The sequence below is a fragment of the Deinococcus arboris genome, assembly GCF_009755355.1.
Classification (GTDB): Bacteria; Deinococcota; Deinococci; order Deinococcales; family Deinococcaceae; genus Deinococcus; species Deinococcus betulae.
In genome coordinates, this window is the sequence record NZ_WQLB01000004.1 from 193065 (window position 1) to 213243 (window position 20179).

At 68.1% G+C, this 20179-nt stretch carries 19 protein-coding genes; 3 read left to right on the plus strand and 16 right to left on the minus strand.

Going from position 1 to position 20179, the window contains the following annotated elements; genetic code table 11:
- Positions 1-9: 9 nt before the first annotated feature.
- From pdxH to GO986_RS05055, 5 genes are all read right to left on the minus strand, one after another.
- A complete protein-coding gene (gene pdxH / locus GO986_RS05035) occupies positions 10-654 on the minus strand; it encodes a pyridoxamine 5'-phosphate oxidase (protein ID WP_369409166.1) in 645 nt (214 codons plus the stop codon).
- Positions 651-1490 carry a DNA-formamidopyrimidine glycosylase gene (locus GO986_RS05040; protein WP_157458160.1) on the minus strand — a complete coding sequence of 280 codons (840 nt, stop codon included), beginning with the start codon at positions 1488-1490 and terminating at the stop codon, positions 651-653. The genes pdxH and GO986_RS05040 overlap by 4 nt, the downstream gene beginning before the upstream one ends.
- A gap of 359 nt (positions 1491-1849) precedes the next feature.
- The gene (locus GO986_RS05045) at positions 1850-4048 is read right to left on the minus strand and encodes a S8 family serine peptidase (RefSeq protein WP_157458161.1); all 2199 of its coding nucleotides are present in this window, start codon (positions 4046-4048) and stop codon (positions 1850-1852) included.
- A 29-nt stretch (positions 4049-4077) separates the two neighbouring features.
- Positions 4078-7041, minus strand: a complete 2964-nt coding sequence (locus GO986_RS22540; RefSeq protein WP_198170413.1) for an Ig-like domain-containing protein — start codon at positions 7039-7041, stop codon at positions 4078-4080.
- Between the two features lie 598 nt (positions 7042-7639).
- The gene (locus tag GO986_RS05055) at positions 7640-8110 is read right to left on the minus strand and encodes a hypothetical protein (RefSeq protein WP_157458162.1); all 471 of its coding nucleotides are present in this window, start codon (positions 8108-8110) and stop codon (positions 7640-7642) included.
- Positions 8111-8155: 45 nt separating this feature from the next.
- On the opposite strand from GO986_RS05055, the gene GO986_RS05060 reads away from it, so the two are divergent.
- The gene (locus GO986_RS05060) at positions 8156-8791 is read left to right on the plus strand and encodes a pyroglutamyl-peptidase I (RefSeq protein WP_157458163.1); all 636 of its coding nucleotides are present in this window, start codon (positions 8156-8158) and stop codon (positions 8789-8791) included.
- Between the two features lie 470 nt (positions 8792-9261).
- Here the strand turns inward: GO986_RS05060 and GO986_RS05065 are convergent, their stop codons facing one another.
- The 5 genes from GO986_RS05065 to GO986_RS05085 are packed head-to-tail and all read right to left on the minus strand — an operon-like array spanning position 9262 to position 14307.
- Positions 9262-9564, minus strand: a complete 303-nt coding sequence (locus GO986_RS05065; RefSeq protein ID WP_157458164.1) for a hypothetical protein — start codon at positions 9562-9564, stop codon at positions 9262-9264.
- A 1-nt stretch (position 9565) separates the two neighbouring features.
- Complete coding sequence (locus GO986_RS05070; protein ID WP_157458165.1) at positions 9566-9955, minus strand: hypothetical protein; 390 nt, start codon at positions 9953-9955, stop codon at positions 9566-9568.
- Positions 9952-10455 (minus strand): hypothetical protein, encoded by a 504-nt coding sequence (locus tag GO986_RS05075; RefSeq protein WP_157458166.1) that lies wholly within the window; start codon positions 10453-10455, stop codon positions 9952-9954. The genes GO986_RS05070 and GO986_RS05075 overlap by 4 nt, the downstream gene beginning before the upstream one ends.
- A 41-nt stretch (positions 10456-10496) precedes the next feature.
- The gene (locus tag GO986_RS05080; RefSeq protein WP_157458167.1) at positions 10497-13349 is read right to left on the minus strand and encodes a transglutaminaseTgpA domain-containing protein; all 2853 of its coding nucleotides are present in this window, start codon (positions 13347-13349) and stop codon (positions 10497-10499) included.
- 10 nt (positions 13350-13359) lie between these two features.
- On the minus strand, positions 13360-14307 hold the full coding sequence (locus GO986_RS05085) for an AAA family ATPase (protein ID WP_157458168.1): 948 nt from the start codon (positions 14305-14307) through the stop codon (positions 13360-13362).
- A 232-nt stretch (positions 14308-14539) separates the two neighbouring features.
- On the opposite strand from GO986_RS05085, the gene GO986_RS05090 reads away from it, so the two are divergent.
- Positions 14540-15277: a DUF2247 family protein gene (locus tag GO986_RS05090; RefSeq protein ID WP_198170414.1), complete on the plus strand. Its 738-nt coding sequence runs from the start codon at positions 14540-14542 to the stop codon at positions 15275-15277.
- 22 nt (positions 15278-15299) lie between these two features.
- Here the strand turns inward: GO986_RS05090 and GO986_RS05095 are convergent, their stop codons facing one another.
- From GO986_RS05095 to GO986_RS05105, 3 genes are all read right to left on the minus strand, one after another.
- Positions 15300-15659 carry a VanZ family protein gene (locus GO986_RS05095; protein WP_439648700.1) on the minus strand — a complete coding sequence of 120 codons (360 nt, stop codon included), beginning with the start codon at positions 15657-15659 and terminating at the stop codon, positions 15300-15302.
- Positions 15656-16078 (minus strand): VOC family protein, encoded by a 423-nt coding sequence (locus GO986_RS05100; protein WP_198170415.1) that lies wholly within the window; start codon positions 16076-16078, stop codon positions 15656-15658. The genes GO986_RS05095 and GO986_RS05100 overlap by 4 nt, the downstream gene beginning before the upstream one ends.
- Before the next feature lie 274 nt (positions 16079-16352).
- The gene (locus GO986_RS05105) at positions 16353-16838 is read right to left on the minus strand and encodes a PaaI family thioesterase (RefSeq protein WP_157458170.1); all 486 of its coding nucleotides are present in this window, start codon (positions 16836-16838) and stop codon (positions 16353-16355) included.
- 142 nt (positions 16839-16980) lie between these two features.
- Here GO986_RS05105 and GO986_RS05110 point away from each other — a divergent pair, with 142 nt between their 5' ends.
- Positions 16981-17226 carry a hypothetical protein gene (locus tag GO986_RS05110; protein WP_157458171.1) on the plus strand — a complete coding sequence of 82 codons (246 nt, stop codon included), beginning with the start codon at positions 16981-16983 and terminating at the stop codon, positions 17224-17226.
- 168 nt (positions 17227-17394) lie between these two features.
- On the opposite strand, the gene GO986_RS05115 is transcribed toward GO986_RS05110, so the two are convergent.
- From GO986_RS05115 to GO986_RS05125, 3 genes are all read right to left on the minus strand, one after another.
- Positions 17395-17958, minus strand: coding sequence for a DUF402 domain-containing protein (locus tag GO986_RS05115; protein WP_157458172.1), 564 nt, complete (start codon positions 17956-17958; stop codon positions 17395-17397).
- Entirely contained in the window at positions 17955-18551 is a 597-nt protein-coding gene (purN, locus tag GO986_RS05120) for a phosphoribosylglycinamide formyltransferase (protein WP_157458173.1), read from the minus strand. Before purN ends, GO986_RS05115 begins: the two co-directional genes overlap by 4 nt.
- A 100-nt stretch (positions 18552-18651) precedes the next feature.
- A complete protein-coding gene (locus GO986_RS05125) occupies positions 18652-20010 on the minus strand; it encodes a dipeptidase (protein ID WP_157458174.1) in 1359 nt (452 codons plus the stop codon).
- Positions 20011-20179: the final 169 nt, after the last annotated feature.

Here is a 20179-nt window from a genome sequence, read left to right on the forward strand (position 1 = left end):
CTCGGTGCGTCAGGGCAGCAGGCGCTGCACCTGCCAGCGGTCATCCTGGCGCGCATACCGGAAGCGGTCATGCAGGCGGCTCGGGCGACCCTGCCAGAACTCCCACTCCTGCACGGTGACCCGGTAGCCTCCCCAGAACACCGGACGGGGCACCTCTGTCCCCTCGGGAAAACGGCGGTGCAGGGCGGCAAAGGTGGCGTCCAGCGCTGCCCGGTCCTGTACGGGGGCACTTTGCGGGTCGCTGGCATGGGCGGCCAGCTGGCTCTCGCGGGGGCGGGCGTGAAAGTAGGCGTCGGCCTCCTCGTCCGGGACGCGGGCCACGGGGCCATAGGCGCGCACCTGCCGTTCATGCTCCGCCCAGTGAAACAGCAGTTCGGCTTGCGGGTTAACGGCCAGGTCATGGCCTTTGTGGGACCCGAAGTTGGTGTAAAACGTCAGACCACGTTCATCGGCGCCGCGCAGCAGGACGGTGCGCACACTGGGCCGCCCACTCTGGTCAGCAGTGGCCAGGCTCAGGGCATACGGCTCTCGCAGGCCCGCGTCCAGGGCTTCTTGTAGCCAGACCTGAAACTGCGCCAGAGGCTCGGGGTGCAGGTCTGCGCGGCGCAGTTCGGCGCGGGTGTAAGACAGGCGCAGTCCCGTCAGGTCGGTCACGCGGCCCCCACGGGGCGCAGCGGCTGACACTGAGGGCAGAAGTGGGTGCCTCGCTGGCCCAGCACAATTTTCTCGATGGTCGTGCCGCAGCGATCACACGGCTGGCCGCCGCGCCCATACGCGTGGTGCTGGTGCTGAAACTCGCCGGGCGCGCCGTCGTGCTGGCGGTAATTCCCCACGCCGTCACCCAGGCTGCTGCCCCCGGCTTCGACGGCGCGGCCCATCACTTCGCGCACGGCGCGGTAGAGGCGCCCAGCTTCGTCAGCCGTCAGGCGCGTCTGAGCCGGGTGAATCTGGGCGGCCCACAGGCTCTCGTCAGCGTAGATGTTGCCCACACCACTGACCGGCTTTTGTGACAGCAGCCACGGTTTGACCGGACCACAGTCGGCCGCCAGACGCACAAAGTCATCCTCGCGGAAGTCCTCTGAGAGGGGCTCGGGGCCCATCGCCGCCAGGGTGGGGTGACCTGCATAGTCGCCGCGCGGCACCACCGCCACCTTGCCAAAGCGCCGGGCGTCGTCAAAGTACAGTTCGCCAGCGTCGGTCTTGAAGGTCACGCGGGTGTGCTTGCCGCTTTCCAGGCGAAAGCCGCCCGTCATGCCCAGGTGGACCAGCAGTTCGAGGTTATGGGGCTCGTCCTGCGCGGCGCTTTGCTCGGCCAGGTGCAGCAGCAGATACTTGCCCCGGCGGCTGAGGCCAGTCACGCGCCGCCCCTGCGCCAGATGGGTGTTGCGGTACTTATGAGGCGCGTCGTGGGCGACTTCCAGAATGGTGCGGCCCAGCAGCAGCGGCTCGATTTTGCGGCGGGTGGTTTCAACTTCCGGCAGTTCCGGCATGGGGGCAGCATAGCCCCGGAGCGCCGCACCAGACTGCGGCGAACATGACGGGGGTTAGGGGAAACTGGGTGCCGTTCAGCTCGTTGCCCACTGGGAGGGCACCAGCCTGGCAACTTCACGTTCTGAGCACTCTGCGCGGATTGACTCGTTTGCGACGCCCACTCCAGCCGAGGCTGCCTTACAGAAGTGAAGGCGGAGCGAGGCGCCAACCTCCGCATGCGTGTCTGCCCCCACCTTCGCCTTCTCCCCCACGCCCAAAGCGCAGCGCCACCAAAACCCCAAGCGGGGCTTCGGCGGCGCACAGCGGGTGAGGTAACGGGCAGCCAGCTCGGCCAGCCGCCACCACTCGCTTATCCTGCTTACTTCTGGCGCAGTTCCAGGAAGTATTTGTTCTGAGAACTGTTACTGACGGTGCCGGTGTAGGGGGCCTCGCCGTTCGTGGGGTTCAGGTGCGTGTAGGCACCCACCTGAAGGAAGTACGTCCCCGTGCTGGGCAGCGTGACCGACAGGATGTTGGTGACGGTATTGGGCTTGAGAGGCCGGCCCGAGGCGTCCTTGAGCGTCACACCGGCCGCGTCACGGATGTAGACGACGCCCCACAGGTTGCCCAGCGCCTCGCTGGGGTAATACTTGTCGTGCAGCACGATGTCCAGCTTCTGCCCGGCCGTCCCGCTGAACGAGTAGAAATCCACGTCGTACTTATCCTTGCCGGTTGTGGCGTTGTAATCCTTATTAAAGATGTACGCCAGGTCGGTGGCCTTGCCCACCTCGACGGGCTTGGCGCTGGCCAGGGTGTCGTTGGCCTCGTAGGGGTCGGTGGGGAACGGGTTGTAATAGCCCTTGTCCAGCTGGAAGACGGTGGGGGTGGTGCCTGCGTCGCCGCTCGTGACGGTGACCTCACCGACGTAGGTGCCGCGTTCCTCGGGTTTGCCGCCGGTCACGAGCAGGTCAGGCGTCCCGATGCGCAGGGTGTACTTGCCCGGCGCAATCGCGGCAAACAGCGCCTCGCCCCGGCTGTCGGTCTGGGCGCCGTAGACCATGCCGTCTGGCCCGGCACCTTCCAGAATCACGTCGGAGGCGGTGGTGGCGGCGACGTAGGTGCCAGTGTCGCCCTTGACCTGCACCTGAATACGGACTGTGCCGCCTCTCTCGGGCATGGGGCCGTTCTTCAGGCGCTCGGCCAGGCGGTCCAGGCGAATGGCGCCGTAGCCGGTTTCGCGGTCAAAGCCGCCCGCACTACTCCCCACGCTGGCGTCAGCAGTCTCTTCCATCAGGCGGCGCACCTGGTAGGGGTCCAGGTCGGGGCGCGCCCCCAGAATCAGCGCGGCGGTCCCGGCCGTGTAGGGCCCAGAAAACGACGTGCCGCTGATGAGCTGGTAGCCGCTGCCGCCCGCCGGCGTGGCGCCGCTCTTGCGGCTGCCGTCGTCATTCAGAAAGAGGGGCGCCGCCAGCAGCACGTCCACACCTGGCGCGGCCACACTGATGTGACGGCCAAACGTCGAGAAGCTGGCCTTCTTGTTGTTGATGTCCAGCGCCGCCGAGGCGATGACGCCGGGCAACATGGCGGGGCGCGACCATTCCTCACGCGAGGAATTCCCGGCGCTGGCCACGACCGTCACGTTTTTGCGCAGGGCGTAGTCCACCGCCAGCTTGATGGTGGGGTCGTAGCCGGGGCCGCCCCAGGAGTTGTTGAGCACCTGAGCGCCGTTGTCCACCTGCCACAAAATCGCCTTGGCGATGGCGGCGGTGCCCACGCTGCCCGGCGCGAAAATCATGGAAGGCTGGAACTTGGCGCCGGGGGCCACCCCCACGATGCCCTTGCCGTCCTTGGCGGCCGTGATGGTAGACGCCACCGCCGTGCCGTGCTCGATGCTGGGGTCCACCTGCCCGTTGACCGACCCGTCCAGGCCGTCAATCATGTCCAGCCAGCTCTGGGCGGTGGTGTACACCTTGCCGGCGCCCCGGGGGTCGTAGGCTTTGCCACTCCAGGTGGCTTTCAGGTCGGGGTGAGACACGTCGCTGGGGTCGTCCACGACGCCCACTGTGACGCCCGCGCCAGTAAAGCCGGCGTCCCAGGCGGCCTGAGCGGCCATGTGGTTCTGGTCCAGGGCGTACTGCGGGAGGCTGTCAAACGTCTGGTTAACGGCGGCCTGGGCGCCCAGGGCCGCCTGCTCGGGGGTCTTCTGGTCCGGCTCGCGCTCGGCGAGGTGGTGGGGGGCGGCGTAGCGCACCTCGCCCTCGCGGTTCAGCAGGGCCGCGACTTCCAGGGCGTCGTCTGCGGCGGGCAATTCCAGCACCACCACATCCAGCTGCGGAATGCGGTCAATGATGCGGGCGTTCAGGCGCGCGGCCAGGGCCTCGGCCGCCGGGGCTGGCAGATTCACGACAAGTTGCTGGCGCAGGTAGCGGGCGCCGGTACGCCCGTTGACAGCCACGGGGGCGGCGGGGGACGGCGCCGCAACGCTGGGCGCAGGAACCTGCACCGGGGTGGGCTGACCACAGGCGGCCAGCAGGGCCGTGAGGGTCAGGGCGGCCAGGCCAAAACGGGGGGTCTTCATGGTGGAGCCTCGCAGGGAAAAGGGGGACATCAGGGGCGCGTGGTGAAGTCGTACACGTCGGTGTAGCTCTGGGTGACGCCGCCGGGCACCACTTTGGTGGTGTCGGGGTCGCTGTACACGGCGTAGGCCACGATGGGGTTGGTGGCCGACTGCGGCTGGGCCGGGTCTTGCAGGCGGTAGGCGTAACCCATATGCACGTACCAGCTGTAGCGGCGGTTGGCCTGCAGCGGCGCAGGCGTCAGCTTGAGGGCCACGCGGTCCAGGCTGTGCGGCAGGCTCAGCAGGTCCGTGGCGGCGTCGTAATTCACCACGTTGCCAGCGGCGGCACCCGCACTGTCGAAATACACGCGGCCACTGCTGGCGTCCGTGACAGTCGTGGAGGTGGTTTTTTGCAGGACCACTGAGGGCATGGTCAGGCGCCCGGCCCCGGTGAACACGTCGTCGGTGCGCAGGGTAAAGCGCGCGCCCGTGGCCCCGGTGGCAAAGGCGTTCGTGCGCAGGGTGTAGGTAGGGAGCAGGTCGGCGCCCAGGCTGTCTTTGGCCGGGCTGACCAGCTGCGGCCGGAAGGGCAGCAGCGTGTGGGTGCTGGGCAGAGCAGGGGCGTCGCTGGTGGCTTCGGCCGCGCCCACGGCGGTCACGCGGTAAAAGTAGTCCCGGTCGGCTTCCAGGGTGCTGGTGTTGTCGCTGACCGTGCAGCGCTTGGTGGCCGCGCTGCACTGCGCCGTGTCGGCAAAGGCGACCTGGGTGTAGGGTCCGCCCGCCGCCGCTGCGCGCAGCACCCGGAAGCCGGTGAGACCCTCGGTGCTGGCCGGCTGGGCCCAGGACACGCTGACCCACAGATTGCTGCCCTGCGGGGCACCCTGCGGCCCGACGCCCATGATGTAGCCGATGCGCTCGCTGAGGGTGTACGCCACCGCCGCCACACCGGTCGGGGCGGTCACGGCGCCGGGCGTGCCGCTGCGGCGCAGCGTGACGGGCACGAGGTACGCCACGCGGTTGTAGTTAAAGTCCAGCGCCGAGACCTGCACGTAAATGTCGCCCTGCAGCCCAGCAGCAGGCAGAGACACCAGGCCGCTGTCCTGCTGGCCCTCGCCGGGCGCCGTCACGCCGGGGTCCAGACTGGTCAGGCCGCCGCGCAGGTCGGCCATCTGTCCGCTGGCATCCACCGTCACCAGCGAGAACATGAAGTAGCGCATCAGGCGCGCGCCGCCCGTGGTGTAGGCGCGCAGGTTCACGGCGTCGTTAAACACAGCGCCGGGTGCCAGAGTTTTCCAGGCCGCGCCGTCGGGGGTCATCAGCTTAAGCTGCGGCACGTCCGTGGGGGCGTTGGGGTCGGCGGCGCTGAACTGCCCCACCTTCAGGCGGGTGTTCAGGGTGCCGCGCGCCGCCGCCCCGTTGATTTCCGAGCCGGCCATGCCCGCCTTGCTGAAGACCAGATCGTAGGTGCCTTCAGGGATAGCAGCGAATTCCACATACCCAGCGGCGGAGGTGGTCCGCTCGGCCAGCACAGTCTGGCGGTCGCCGCTGCGGTAAATCCGCACGGTGCTGCCGCCCACGCCCTCGCCCCGGTTGGACCGCACCACATCGGCCGACAGGGTGGCTGGACCAGACCCCAGGAACGGGCCGGGAGCTGCGGGGATGTCCACCGTCAGGGTGGTGGTGGTCTCGCCCCGGTTGCCGGCGGCGTCGGTCGCCACGGCTTTCAGGGTGCGGGTGCCATTCTCGGCGGCCGTGTAGGCCTGCGTCCACTCGTAGGGAGCGGTGCTGTCGGTGCCCAGCAGGCGAGCGCCGTCGTAGAAGCTCACGGCCGTTACGCCCACGTTGTCGCTGGCCTGGGCCCGCAGGGTCACGTCGCCCGCAGCGCGCAGCGGGTTCGGGGTGGCGCTCAGGGCGCTGACGGTGGGGGCAATGGTGTCGGCGGTGTCGCCGGCCGGCACCTTGAGGTCGGCCGTCATCTCGTTGCCGGCCGCGTCCTTGACCAGCAGGGTCAGCGTCTGCTCGCCGGGGCGCACGCCGGGCACGGTGGCCGTAAAGGTGGTGCCGGTAAAGTCGCCCGCCGACAGCTGACGCAGCAGGCGGGCGCCGCTGTAGATGCGCGCACTGACCACGCCCACGTTGTCCTGCACGGCGCCGCGCAGCGTGACCTGCTCGCCGCTGCGGCCCAGCAACTCGAAACTCTGGATGGTCGGGGCCACCAGGTCGCTGCCCACCCCGACATTCACGGCAAAAGGGGCACGGGCCGTGACCGTCATCTGGCCTTCCACGGCGTCGTCCTGGCCAGCGGCCAGCAGCCCCGTCACATTAGCCGTGACCAGCAGGTCGCCAGTGGGCTGGCTGTCGGCGCGCACCAGGACGCCGCGCTTGGGCTCGGCGGTGCCGAGGTTGGCGCCGTTTTGCACCGTGTAGACCACCTGAAAGTCGTCCTGCGGCACGCGCAGATCGTCGCGCCCGTTAGCGCTCAGGCCCAGCACGTATTCCACTTCCTGCCCAGGCACCACCATATTCAGGGGCAGGCTGGTCAGACGGCCGCCCCCCAGCACGCTTTTCAGGGGCAGCGCCAGCGTCTGGCCCGAGGCCGTAAAGCTCTGACTGACCTTGCCAAACGCCAGCAGGTGCCGCCCGGCATTGGTGACGCCCAGGTCGTAGGCGCGGCTGGTGAAGGTATAGGCCACGCCCGCCACCAGCGACAGATTCAGCTGGCTCTTGCCGGGCGTCAGGACGAAGTAGGTTTGCTGGCCCTGCGGGTCGGCGGCGTTGTCACCGTTAAAGCGCACTGGCTGGCCCTGGCCGTCCAGCACGCTGACCTTGACCTCCTGCACGCCCGCGCCGCCCGGCGCATACGGCAAGCCCTGAGCGCCCAGGGTGCGGAGCTGGGGAAGATTGAGGGTGACGCTCAGGCGGTCCTGAGGACGGGGCGGCTCGCTGCCAGGCTGGCTACAGGCGCCAAGTATCAGCGCCAGACTCAGGGCGGAAAGGGAAATTCTCCGGTGCATATCACTCCTTGAACGTGAGGGGCCGCGCCAAGACGGCGGACAGGAAAAAAGGCCAGGACAAACCGGACAGTGCCCGGAGGCACTGCCACTTCTGTGCGTTCGTTGTGAACGGCTCAAGACGCACGTCGCCCCCGACCACTGGGGCAAAAAGCCCCGGTGACACACCGGAACGAGGCTGTGAACTGAACGCCCGGACTATACACACAAAGCTCATGGACGCCGGTCAAGGCTGGCAGGGGCCCTATATAGACAGACTGTTAGACAGATCTCTAGGGCCTGGTTCAGTAACTGACACGATTCGCGCCGACGGGGAGCAAACCGGTTACGTCCTAAGAAGCTCCTTGAATCTGACAACAGGTAGAGATTTCAATCAGCCAGTTGCCAATACTTATTTCGTCCCTGCCAGTTGGACACGAGGGTGATTGGACCAGGTTCAGACAGTGGAGCGACCTCTTCCTTTCTTCATCTGACCACTTGTTGGCCCTTATGTGGCGCGGGAAATGGCTGTTAGATCGGTTGGCGACCTATTGCGATGCCAGGGCGTAGAGAGTACAAAGACCAGCCCTCAGACGCTGGCTGCAGGTCTGTTCTCTTTTCTTCAGGGGAAATAAACCTGACTGACCTTCAAGACCCGCGTGCCGTCTAATTGCAGGCGTACCGTCCTTTCTTGAAACGGCCAGCAGGGTTTCGAGTTGCCCTGCCACGACCCCACAAACTGGTTGAGAGGCACAGACTTGGACACCACCGCTGAGGCGGCCGCATTCATGCACGACAGCTCAAAGGTGGTGCGGGCGTCTGTTTTCAGGGTACGCAACTGCGAATTGACGTTGCGAATATAGATGCCAGCGGGCACGCTGTTGTAAAAAGTCTCGGCATCTGGAAAGTACCCCAGGTCAACGGCGCGTGCGGCGTCTTTTGGCGTATCAGAGAAGACCTCGACATAGTCCAGTGACATGGTCACGACCTTGCCCTGCACCTTGAGTGCTTTCAGCACGGCGTACTGCGTGACCGGCGCCGCGACAGCAAAAGAGCCGACAGCCACCAGCATGAGCGCCACGAAATGGTTCATAACTGAGCCTATCCTGCCTGACCTGCGGCCCACTATCCTCCGCCTATGCCCACCCTCCTCCTGACTGGCTTTGAGCCGTTTCATACTCATCCGGACAACCCCAGCGCCCAAGCGGCGCAGGCGCTTCACGGGCGTGTCGTGGGCAGCTGGCAGGTGGAGTCGGCGCTGCTGCCGGTCGAGCCCCATGCGGCGGGGCGGCAGCTGGCCGGGCTGCTGGAGGCCCACCAGCCTGGGGCCATTCTGCTGACGGGCCTGGCGGCGGGGCGTCCGCAGCCCACGCTGGAACGGGTGGCCCTGAATGTCATGGACTTCAGCATCCCCGATAATGCCGGGCAGACCTACCGCGACGCCCCCGCCAGCCCCGAGGGCAGCCCCGCCGCGTACCTCAGCACCTGGCCCCTGAGGGCCACCCTGGCGGCGTGGCAGGCCGCAGAGATTCCAGGCCATATCTCGAACACAGCAGGTCTGTATGTCTGCAATTTTGTGCTGTACGCCGCGCTGCATGCGCTGGACAGGGGCGGCCGTGCCCACATTCCCTGCGGCTTTCTGCATGTCCCGGCCAACGCAGCGGTGGCGCTGGCCTGGCCCGAGGAGCGCCCGCCACTGCCGTATTTGCCGCAGGTCGAGATTAACCGCGCGGTGGAAGTGGCGCTGGAGGCTGTTGCGCACGAAGAGGTTTGATAGTGGAGATTAGCAGAGACAAATGGAGCGCTGCACCTCGCTCTGACGGATGCCGCCCAGGATCAGCAGGCTCAAGCTGTCAGACTTTCATCGCAGGCCTGTTGAGCCGCGCCGCATGACAATGTACTTTGAATCGGAAACCTATTGAGAGACCACAGGGCGAGAACGCAGGTAAAATATGCGTGATTTCAGAGTGTTTTCCCCGTGTGGGCGGGGATGTTCCGAACTCGCGCAGCAGCGCCACGTTGCCTTCGGCATTTTCCCTTTTCTAGAAAGGATGTTCTGCAGCAGGTTTGCTGCACCGCCATCATGCGAGCATTTTCCCCGTATAAGCGGAGATGTCCCAGTGACCAAGCCGCTCACGAATCAGCCCCTGCAACTTTTCCAGTGTGAGCATGAATACTCCCATGCCATTTCTATGGCCGCAACAGACAGTCAAACCTCGCTCCATTTCAACACCACCCAGCCCGTTATGGAAATGGCGCGCGGCCTGGTTGCCAGTCTCCCCCTTCCCCTCCAGCCCAGTGCCACACCCCTTCACCCGCAGGAGCGGCCGCCAGCGCCGCCTTCACAGCTTCCAGTGGCACGCGGCGGGCAAAACGGGTCCGGGCGTGCCAGGCCGCCAGCGCCGCTTCGGGCTGGGTGGGACGCAGGCCCCGCAGCGCGGCGTGGGCGCGGTTAACCGCCAGATCAAACAGCGCCGGTGGAACAGCGCCGCCTGCCGCCTCACCCGCCGGGCTGGGGTCAGTCAGGAAGGGCCGCTCCTGGGGCATGTCAGGCCAGTCGGGGCCGGTTGGCCAGGGCGGCCATCTGCCCGGCGTGCCAGAGGGTGTGGCGGGCCAGCGCACGCAGCAGCTCAGCCACCGTGGAGGTCGCGCCAGCATGATTCACGGAGAGCGAGAGGCTGCCCGGCGACAGCGCCCTGATAGCCCCGACCTCCCAGGTCATCAGGCGGGTCAGGCCGGCGTCGGCGGGCGGCGCCGCAGCGCCCGTGGCTGCCGACACGGCGGCCCAGACGTCCTGCTTCACCGCCGTCAGGTGGGCGGCCAGCGCAGCAATCCGGGGGTGAGGTTGGCCGTCCACGCGCGCGAGCGCCGCCCGAACGCTGTAGGTGGGGGCATGGTTGGCCTCATCCAGCAGCGTGGCCAGCTGGTCCGGTGTCATGAGAGCCGGAACCCCTCGCCGTCGCGGGTCAGCCGGCCCAGGTCGAGCAGGCGGGCCGTGACCGCGCGCGCCTGCTCGTCATTCAGAGGGCTGGCGGCCCGCAGATCGTCCAGGGTAAAGCGGCCTCCGCGGCGGTGCGCCAGGCGGTACACCATGCGCTCCTGCACGTCGGGGCGGGCACTGCCCAATTCACGGCGCGCAAAGGTGCGCCACACCAGATAAGCCACGAGCGCGCCCAGCAGCAGCGCCAGCGGAATCAGGCTGGCGGCAAAGGCCGGGTCGCCCACCCGCTCGCCCAGCGCATGAAGCTGCGCCTGGGCGGCCGTGACCTCGGCCTCCGTGCCCGTTTCGCGCAGGCGGCGCAGCGCCCCGCGCGCCCGCAAGTAGGCCATGACGCCGCCCAGATCGCCGCGCACATACAAGGCGCTGTAGGCGATTAGGGCCGACGAACACCCGGCAATGACCGCAAGGAAAAGCTTCTGGACATTCACGCCTTCCATGCTAAGGGAGGCCCGCCGGAAAAGACGGTGAGCCGCCTCCTTTACCGCCGCACCTGGCGCACCGCCGCCTTCAGGTCACGCAGGGCCCCTGCCGGGTCGCCAGGGGCGTAACGGGCGGTGTGATAGGCCAGCAGCACCCGGCCCAGCGGCTCGGCCAGGTCCGGGCGGGCTTGGGTCACGCGGGCGGTGTAGTCAGCGGCGGTTTCGCCGGGGGCGCGTGGCAGGCGCAGACGCGCGCTCAAATCGTGCAGCGCGCCGGCCGCCGGGTCTACCGGGCGCCCCCGGCGCCGCAGCACCAGCAGGGCGGGCAGCAGGGTCAGCGCCACCACCACCGGCAGCAGAATCAGATACGCTGGCTGACCCACGCCACCCAGTCCCGCGCGGGTCAGCAGATCGCTCTGGCGCTCGCCGTCATAGTCCACCACGAGGTCGTTCCAGCGGTTTTGCAGCGTGTCCAGCCGCAGCCGCAGCTGGGCCAGGGGGCCGGGAGGCAGCGCCGCCGTGGCCAGGGGCTGCGTGAGGGCCGTCTGCACCCCGGCGCTCAGCCGCGCGGGGGCGATGGCCGCCGTGGGATCCACCCGCACCCAGCCCTGACCGGGCAGCCACACCTCGGTCCAGGCATGCGCGTCGCGCTGGCGGATAATCAGGTAGTCGCCGTTGGACTCGCCGCCCTGATAGCCGCCCACCACGCGGGCGCTCAGGCCACTGGCGCGCATCAGGAAGGCAAAGGCGCTGGCGTAATGCTCGCAAAAACCGGTGCGCGTCCCAAACAGGAAAGCGTCCACCCGGTCCTGCGCGGGCAGGGTGGGCGGCGACAGGGTATAGGTAAAGCCGCCCCGGCGCAGAAAGTTCAGTGCGGCGTCCACGCGCGCGGCCGGGGCCAGGCCCTGCCAGGTCTGGGCCAGGGCGCGGGCGCGCGGACTCTGGCTACTCGGCAGCAGCTGATTAAAGGCCAGGCGGTTGGCATCTTCCTGGCGGCCCAGGCGGGCGGGGCGGCTTTCCAGCTCCACCCGGCGCCGGGTGGTCACGGGACGAAAGGTCACCGCCTGAAACGCGCCCGTAATAGACGCGCCGGCCGGCACACGCGACGGCACGTCCAGCGCCAGCAGCCAGGGCGTCCCGCTGGGCTCCAGGGTCAGGGTGTACGCCTGGGCTGGGCCCGTCGGCTCCACGCTGGCGGGCGCGCCTCCGCCCCGCACCTGACGCCAGGTTTCGCCGTCGTAGGCCTCGTACACGGGGCCACGCCAGTAGCGGGCGGATGAGGCAGGCGGCTCGCCCTGAAAGTCGGCGCGGAAGGCCACCGCGTCACTCTGGGCGAGGTTGCTAAATTCCCCGGCGCGAATCTCACTTGACAGGCCGGTGGTGGCCTGGCCCTGCACCGGCAGCTGCCACAGCGGCGCTTCGGGGCGTGGAAACAAGACGAACAGTGCGGCCGCCAGCGGCGCGGCCAGGGCCAGCAGGCCGCCGGCCCGGCGCAGCGCCGCCCGTGTGAGGGTCAGGCCCGCCGCCGTCCACCCCGGCGCGGCGGCCAGCAGCAGGGCTGCACACAGCAGTGTGTGCAGCGCGGTCAGCGGCCCCTGGCTGAAAAAGTAATGGGTGCTGGTCGTAAACAGGCCAAGCAGAATGAGCAGGCGACCGTCGCGCACGTCGCGGCTCTCAGCGGTCTTGAGAGCCACCAGCAGCGCCAGAAAGGCCGTCCCTGCGTCGCGGCCCAGCAGGGTGCCGTAAACTGCGTTCAGGGCGGCGCCGCCGGCCACAGCCAGCAGGCCCAGCAGCCAGGTCGGCAGCGGGGCCAGGGCCTGCGTCCCCGGCGGGGTGGGGCGGGTGCGCCACGCGGCGTGGGCCAGCAGCGCGGCCACCAGGGCCGTCAGCCAGACCGGGGCGCGCAGGGCCGTAGGCGCCAGGGTGACCGCTAGGGCCAGCAGCGTGCCGCGCAGGGCCAGCGCCTGGGCCAGAGACAGCGACCGGGCCGGAGCAGCGGTGAGGGCCAGACCCGGGCGACGCGGTGGGGTAACGGCCTGCGGAAAGGGCGCGTGCAGCGCCAGCGTCCGGCGAGCCGCCAGGGCGTGTGCCTCGCCGCTGTCCACCGGCAGGCGGGCACCGGGCAAGTGGAGGGCAAAGGGCAAGCCAGTGGCCGTCAGCTCGGTGACCCAGGCGCTCAGGCGCGAGAGGCGAGCCTCGGGGTCACCCGCTGTATCGGCCCAGTCCAGCAGGCGGGCGCGGCCCTGCGGCGCGTCCGTTTCGCGGGTCAGCAGGGTGCCGGTGCGCGCCACATGCCGCCACGACACCTGCCGGGGCGAGTCACCGGGGGCGTAAGGCCGCAGCCCTGCAAATTCCTCGTCACCGCGTGTGCGCTGGGCGCCGTCGCCGCTGCCCGCCACGGTGCGGGTGGGGGCCGGCGGGACGCCCTGTTCGGTCGCCGGATGAACCAGGACCGTCTGAGGGTCGGGGGCGGGCAGAGCCACCCGCCACAGCCCCAGCCGGTCAGAGACGCGCAGCGCGCCCTCCACGCTCAGGGGGCCACGGTGCCGGGCTAGCACAGAGAGCGTGCCGCTCGACACGCCGCCAATCAGCGGCCACGCGCCCACTGCCTGCGCGCCGCCCCCCCGCAGGGTCAGGGCCAGCACGCCCTCAGCCCCGCCCGAGAAGGACACGCTGAAGTCGGCCAGCCCGCCTGCCGTGACGGCCACGGGCGGCGCCAGCGACACCCGGACGCCCCGCGCCGCCCGCAGAGCCTGTGTGGCGGTCATGACCCAGACGCCGCCCAGTAGAAAAGTCAGACCGTACCCCAGACTGAGACCGTAGTTCACGCAGCCAATCAGGGTGAGCAAAATGACCAACAAGAAGGTCAGCCCAAACCCGGTGGGCCGCAGAGCAAGGGGCGGCGCGCGCATGCCAGCCGCCTTACGGAATCGGCGTGTCGGCCAGGACGCCGCGCAGGACGCTGGCCACCGACACGGATGGGTCACGCAGGGTCAGGCGGTGCGCGGCCAGCGCCGGAAACACCGCTTGCACGTCCTCGGGCAGCACCATGACGCGCCCGGCCAGGTACGCCCAGGCCCGCGCCGCCGAGAGCAGCGCCAGCAGGCCACGGGGACTGAGGCCCGCCGAGAGGGCCGGGTGTTCGCGGGTGGCGCGCGCCAGCACCTGCACGTAGTCCAGCAGTGGGGCGGCAGCGTGAACCCGGTCCACCTCGGCCTGCATGGCCAGCAGCGCCGGCGCACTCAGGACGGCCGGCAGGTCGCGCACCGAGATGCTGCGCCCTCCCGTTTCGAGCAGTTGCCGTTCGGCGCGCGGGTCGGGGTACCCCAGGGTAACCGTCATCAGAAAGCGGTCCAGCTGCGCCTCGGGCAGGGGGCTGGTGCCCACGAAGGCCGCCGGGTTCTGGGTGGCAATCACGAAAAAGGGGCTGGGCAGTGGCCGGGTCACGCCCCCTTCAGAGACCTGACGCTCTTCCATCGCCTCCAGCAGCGCCCCCTGGGTACGGGGCGTGGCCCGGTTAATCTCGTCGGCCAGCAGAAGCTCGCTGAACACGGGCCCTTCCAGAAAGCGGAACGACGCGCTGGGGGCGTCCCAGACCGACACGCCCGTCAGGTCGGCGGGCAGGAGGTCGGCCGTGAACTGAACGCGGCGAAAATGCAGGCCACAGGTGCGGGCCAATGCCTGCGCCAGTGTGGTTTTCCCCACCCCTGGCTGGTCCTCAATCAGGAGGTGTCCGCGCGCCAGCAGGCAGCTCAGCGCCAGGCGAAGCTGCGGGCCCTTGCCCAGAATCACCCCTTCCAGCTGGGTCAGGGCCGCCTGAAGCGCCGCCGCATGGCTGGCGTGCGCGGGGGGTGGGGGCAGGGTGGTCATGCGGGTCAGCTTAGGGGGCGGCCTCTGACAAAACTGCAACCCTGCGCTCAGGCTTCAGAAGAGGTAAAAAGGGGGTGTAGAACGTGGGGCGTAGGACGTGGGAAAAGCGACTAGAGAAGGCAGCCGATTTGCCTTTCAAACGGGTCCTGGCCAGGGAATGCCAGGTTCAGCCCTGATCTGGAGACCCGCACATAAGGGGGCGACGCGGGGAGTGAACGCCTATGCTCAGCAGGTGAAGCCCTTTCCTCAGGCCCTCAGTTGGTCGGCCATTTTGCTCGGCTGGGCCGACAGGTGGATGACCGTTCAGGAACTGGCGGCTTTGGCAGAGAACCGGCTGCTGGCGGCGTCTGGTGATGAGCTGACGCTGCTCTCTGAACTGGTGTCTTCCCGCAGTGACACGCCCAGAGCAGAGGTGCGGGACCTTCTTCAGCGCCTGGCCGATAGGGAGAACTGGCCGAGGTTTTTCGCCCTCAGAGAGTGGCAGGTCGTGCGCCTGAGGTGGGCGCTGGCCCACCTTGACGACATCCGGGCCAAGGACGGGTTAGAGACGTACTATCAACTGCGCGAACTGGAAGCGGTGTGGGAAGACACCGGCACGCCTCTGGATATGCCCCTGCTTCACCCGTTCCTGTACTCCTGCGCCGAGATGGACGACGCAGAGGGCGGCCTAGAGCTGACGCGCGCTCAGCTTGAACGGTGGTTGCAGGGGCAAGAACAGCTCCTCATCACCGCTCGCGCGCTGCATGACGCCGGCCAGCACACCGCCCTTCAGACGCTGGCGGCGGCCTTTGAAACCTTCCAGGCCAACGGGCAAGGGCGCCTTGACCTGTTGCAGTCGGAAAAGGCGCTGCTGGAAAGCCTGAATCACCACCGGCACCAGGAGTTGAACCTCCGGGTGTCGGCGTTCAATGCCGAGCAGCTCAGGCGGCGCGTGCAGCAGGCGAGGGCCGAAAAGGCAGCTCCCCTCTAAACCGTTAGCCCTTCCACTTGGTTCAGGCGTCTGGCTCGTCGGTTCCGGCCTCCTCTCGCCCCGCGCCCGCCCAGCTGCCCAGCCACGCGCCGGCGGTATCGAATAGCCAGTCGGTCACGCCTGCCTCGCGCGGCGGCACGAAGGCCTGGTGCACCTCGTCCAGCGCCCCAAACCACGCGGCCAGCACCCAGGCCAATCCCGGCCGCCCCGTGGCCCGCCCCAGCGCAAAGCCCAGGGCCAGGTACACCAGAAAATGCACCCCCCAGTCCAGCGGATGCACCAGGCGAGGGCCAGGTGTCTGCGGCTGCGCGCTGAAATACCAGATGGCCGCCATCAGCGCCAGCGCCGGCCCCCACCACAGCGGGCGGGCGCGGCGGGTCAAGGGTGGCCCCCGCCCTGCGGGTGTTCCACCAGTTCAATCAGGGTGCCCTGGCCCCACTTGGGGTGCAAAAAGGCCACCCGCGATCCGGCCCGGCCTGGCACCGGGGCCGCCTGCAAAAAACGGGCGCCCTCAGCACCCAGGCGGGCCATCTCAGCGTCCAGGTCAGCCACGCGGTAGGCCGTGTGGTGCAGGCCCGGCCCCTTTTTGTCCAGAAAAGCCGCAATGGGGCTGTCGGGCCGGGTGGGCATCAGCAGTTCAATCAGGGTATCGCCCACCTGATAGGCGCGCACCCGCACGCCCTGGGTGGGCACCTCCTCGTCGGGCCCCTCGGCCTTCAGGCCCAGCGCCACGTAAGGTGCAGCCCCAGCGTCCAGGTCCGGGGTGGCAATCGCAACGTGATCCAGCAGCAGCGCAGTCATGCGCGCAGGCTAATACGAAACAGCAGCGGGACAACAAGAGGGGGGCGCGGCACCCAGCAGACAGCACGACAGGAGGACGCAGCCGGCCTGAAGATCAGGCCAGCCAAGACACTGGCACGTTACCAAGGCTGGCCTCATAGCCGCGACGCCGAAGGTGAGCCGGCGCCCTGCCCTCTCCAGGCAACGGCCTCCCCTTGTTAGAAATCCGCACTGCGCCGTTCACAGTCCCCAACATCAGGAACACACCGGGGAAGCAAGGCTTTGCTGCTTCCGACTACCCCTGCTGAGGCCGGGCGCGGATGTACCAGTGGGCCACAGCGCGCATGACTTCCTTGTTTTCGCCGTCCTGCACACTGATATTCAGCACCAGACGGGCCTTGCCCTCGCGCGCGAAGTCGGCGTGAGCCTGGGGCAGGGCGGCGGGGTCAGCCGCCTCGGCACGGGCCGTCAAGTCGCCCTGAGCACGGCCCACATAATGGGTTTCCAGCTTTTCAATCAGGGGCACAGCCGTCATCAGCTGCGCGGCAAAAGCGCCCGCAAAGGCCGCGCCACTGACCGCCTCGGCCAGCAGAAACTGCACGCCCGCATGGATGGTGCCCAGGTGGTTGCGAAACGGCGCGGTGTCCGGCGCCTCGCCAGTGGCCCAGCCCACGCCCACACCGGTAATCTGCACGCCCACGGTGGCGTTCATGGGGATATCGTGCAGGGCTTTTTTAACGGCCTGGACAGCAAAGGCGGGGAGAGCAGCAGTTTGGGTCATGCAAAAACCTCCAGGAGAACACCAGATTTTGAACTGGGTCCAAGTATAGCGGAGGCCGCAGACCAGCTCAGCCGGAGACAAGGACGACCTGATCTTTAGTCAGGTCGCACGCTTCTTGCCCGAACGTGGGTCAGGCTTGGCTATGGCAGACAACGACCGCAACGGCACGGACAGGGACGAGAACCGGGGCCAGGGCGAGGGCCACCAGCAGGTCGGCAACCAGCAGCAGCCCAGTGGCGGCGCCCGCTACCGCGAGGACGACACTCCGTCTCACATGGAGGGCGGCCCTGGTAACGAACGCGGCCAGGGGCAGGGCAACGCCAATCAGAGTGGCGACCGGGGTCAGGGCAGCGGGCTGGATCATAGCCCCGACAGCAACTCGGACTAGGCTCAAGCACTCCCCTAAGCTCAGCAGCCTGCCGTCTCCACGGTCTATTCGGATTTCACCATTGGTCAGGGCAGTTGACTCCAAGTCTTGAGAACCTCCAGTGAGAACAAGCGGGCTGGGCAAACGCACCCTCAGAGGTGCCGTGTCCCAGCCTGCCTGGCTCTGCACTCAGGTGTAAGGGTCTTCCAGATACCGCCGCAGCACCGTGAGGGGCGCGTAGGTGCCGGCCAGCAGCTCGGCCCTGATCTGCCGGGCGTGGGTCCAGGTGGCCTCGGCCTGCGCCTCTGTCACCAGCCCGGCGGCCACCGCTGCCTGCAAGTCCTCCCCATCGATGATGTGCGCCTCGGTCACGCTACCGTGCCCGGTCTCCCCCACCACCCAGTTGCCAATCACATCCAGATAGAGGTCGTCGTGCCAGGGCAGCCCATCCTCGCCCACGCCTTCACCACCGTGCAGGTCCACATAGAGTTGCCGGGGGAAGCCAGTCCCGTCCAGCATGGCGCTCAGGGCGCTGCCCAGCACGCCTTCACCGCTGCCTGTGGGGTGAACGCGCACCCAGCGAAAGCCGTGGTCCAGAATCCGCACCGTCTGGTCACCAAAGGGCACGTCCTGAGGCCGCGCGACCTCGTGGGCAGTGAAATCCACGATGACGTGACCAGGCACGCGCACCACGCTCTGACTGTGGCGCACAGCACGCGACCAGGGCCGCAGGTCAAAGACCTTGCGCTTCATGTGGGTGACAGGGCACTCGGCGCTGCTAGGCCCTGCACCGCACGCAGCATCAGGTCGCCTTCAATGGCCTGCACGCGGGCTTTGAGGCTGTCCAGCGTATCGCCGGGCTGCACTGGAACGCGCGCCTGGGCCAGCACTGGCCCCTCATCAATGCCGGCCGTGACCAGATGCACTGTCGCGCCGCTTTCGCTGTCCCCAGCGGCCAGCACGCTTTCATGCACGCGGTCGCCGTACATGCCGCGCCCGCCGTGCCGGGGCAAGAGGCTGGGGTGGATGTTGAGCAGCCGCCCGGAAAAGTGGGTCAGCACACGCGGCCCAATTTCCCGCATATAGCCGCTGAGCACCAGCGTGTCGGCCCCGGCGCCCACCAGAAACGCCAGGATCGCCGCGTCCAGTTCGTCGGGGTCAGGGTACCGGGCGCTGCTCAGGTGGGCGGTCTGCAAGCCCGCCGCCTGTGCCCACGCCAGAGCGGGACTGCGGCTGTTGTTGCTGACCAGAGCGGCGGGCGTGGCAGCCAGTTCGCCGCGCTGACACGCGGTCACGAGTTGCCGCGCCGCGCTGCCGCCGTGTGAGGCGAGAAAGGCGAGGTTCATGGGCGCTCCCAACGGGCCGTGGCCAAACAGGGAGTGGAGAGTGGCAAGGAGGAAGTGGCCAGCAGCACAAGCTCTCCACTCCCCCCTGACCACTCGCTACTCACTGGCCCAGCTCCTCAAGCAGATAGGCGCTCGTCAGAATCCCGTTGTGGTAGTCCTGCACAGCAAAGCTCTCGTTGGGGCTGTGCGGGGCGTCCTCGTTCAGACCCATGTCCACGAACAGCACCGGCGCGCGCAGGATGTCGGCAAAGGCGGCCACAATCGGAATGCTGCCGCCCGTGCGGGCAAACACGGCCTCGCGGCCATAGACGCGCTTCAGGGCGCGGTTGGCGGCCTGGTTGTAGGGGCTGTTCAGGTCAAACTTGAAGGGTTTGCCGCCGTGGTGCGGCACCACCCTGGCTGTTACGCCCGCCGGGGCGATGGTGGGCACGTAGTCGGAAATCAGCCTCGTAATCCGCTCGGGGTCCTGGCCGGGCACCAGGCGCATGCTGACCTTGGCGCCCGCTTTGGCGGCAATCACGGTCTTGCTGCCCTCGCCCTGGTAACCGCCCCAGATGCCGTTCACGTCCAGGGTGGGGCGGCCCCACAGGCGCTCCAGGGTGGAATACCCCTCCTCGCCGGGCAGCGCGGGCACACCGATGCTGCCCGCAAACTCCTCATCGCTGTGGGGAAGGCTGGCCCACATCTCGCGCTCCTCGGCGGTCAGTTCGTCAATACCGTCGTAGAACCCCGGAATGGTGACGCGGCCCTGGTCATCCTTGAGGCGGGTGATGATTTCCGCCAGCGCGTTAATCGGGTTGGGCGCCGCGCCACCGTAGCTGCCGCTGTGCAGGTCGCGGTTGGCCCCCTGAACGTGAATCTCCACATAGCTCAGGCCGCGCACCCCGTAGGTGATGGTGGGAATCTCAGGCGCAAAGCGGCTGCCGTCGCTGATGACAATCACGTCGGCGGCCAGTTCGGCCTGGTGGGCCTGCAAGTAGGCTTCGAGGTTGGGGCTGCCAATCTCTTCCTCGCCTTCCAGCAGGAACTTCACATTGACGGGCAGGTCTCCCTGCGACAGCAGCAGCTCGGCGCCCTTGACGTGGGCGTAGGCCTGGCCCTTGTCATCGGTGCTGCCGCGTGCGTAGATGCGGCCATTCCGCACCGTGGGCTGAAAGGGCGGTGTCACCCATTCTTCCAGCGGCGCCTCGGGCTGCACGTCGTAGTGCCCGTAAATCAGGACGGTGGGCTTGCCCGGCGCCTTCAGGTGCTCGGCGTACACGACGGGGTGGCCGGCGGTGGCGTCCACGCGCGCGGCAAAGCCCAGGCCCGCCAGCTTGGCCCGCAGAAACTCGGCGGCCTGGCCCATCTCGGCCTTGCGGGTGGGGTCGGCACTGACGCTGGCAATTCGCAGGAGGTCAAAGAGTTCGGCGTCGGCCTGCTCGCGGTTGAGCAGCGCACTCAGGTCAGCAGTGGTCATAGGGCGACTATAAGGGGTGAACCAGAACGGGTGTCCAACCCTGACCCAGAGAGGGCGAAGAGGGGAGGTGCCCGGCGATCTGAAGGGGTGAACTGCCGGAACGTTCGGGGTGGCTCGGCGCGACTTCGCGCCCATGATGTTCAGGGGCGCAAGCCGCTCTGGGCGGAGT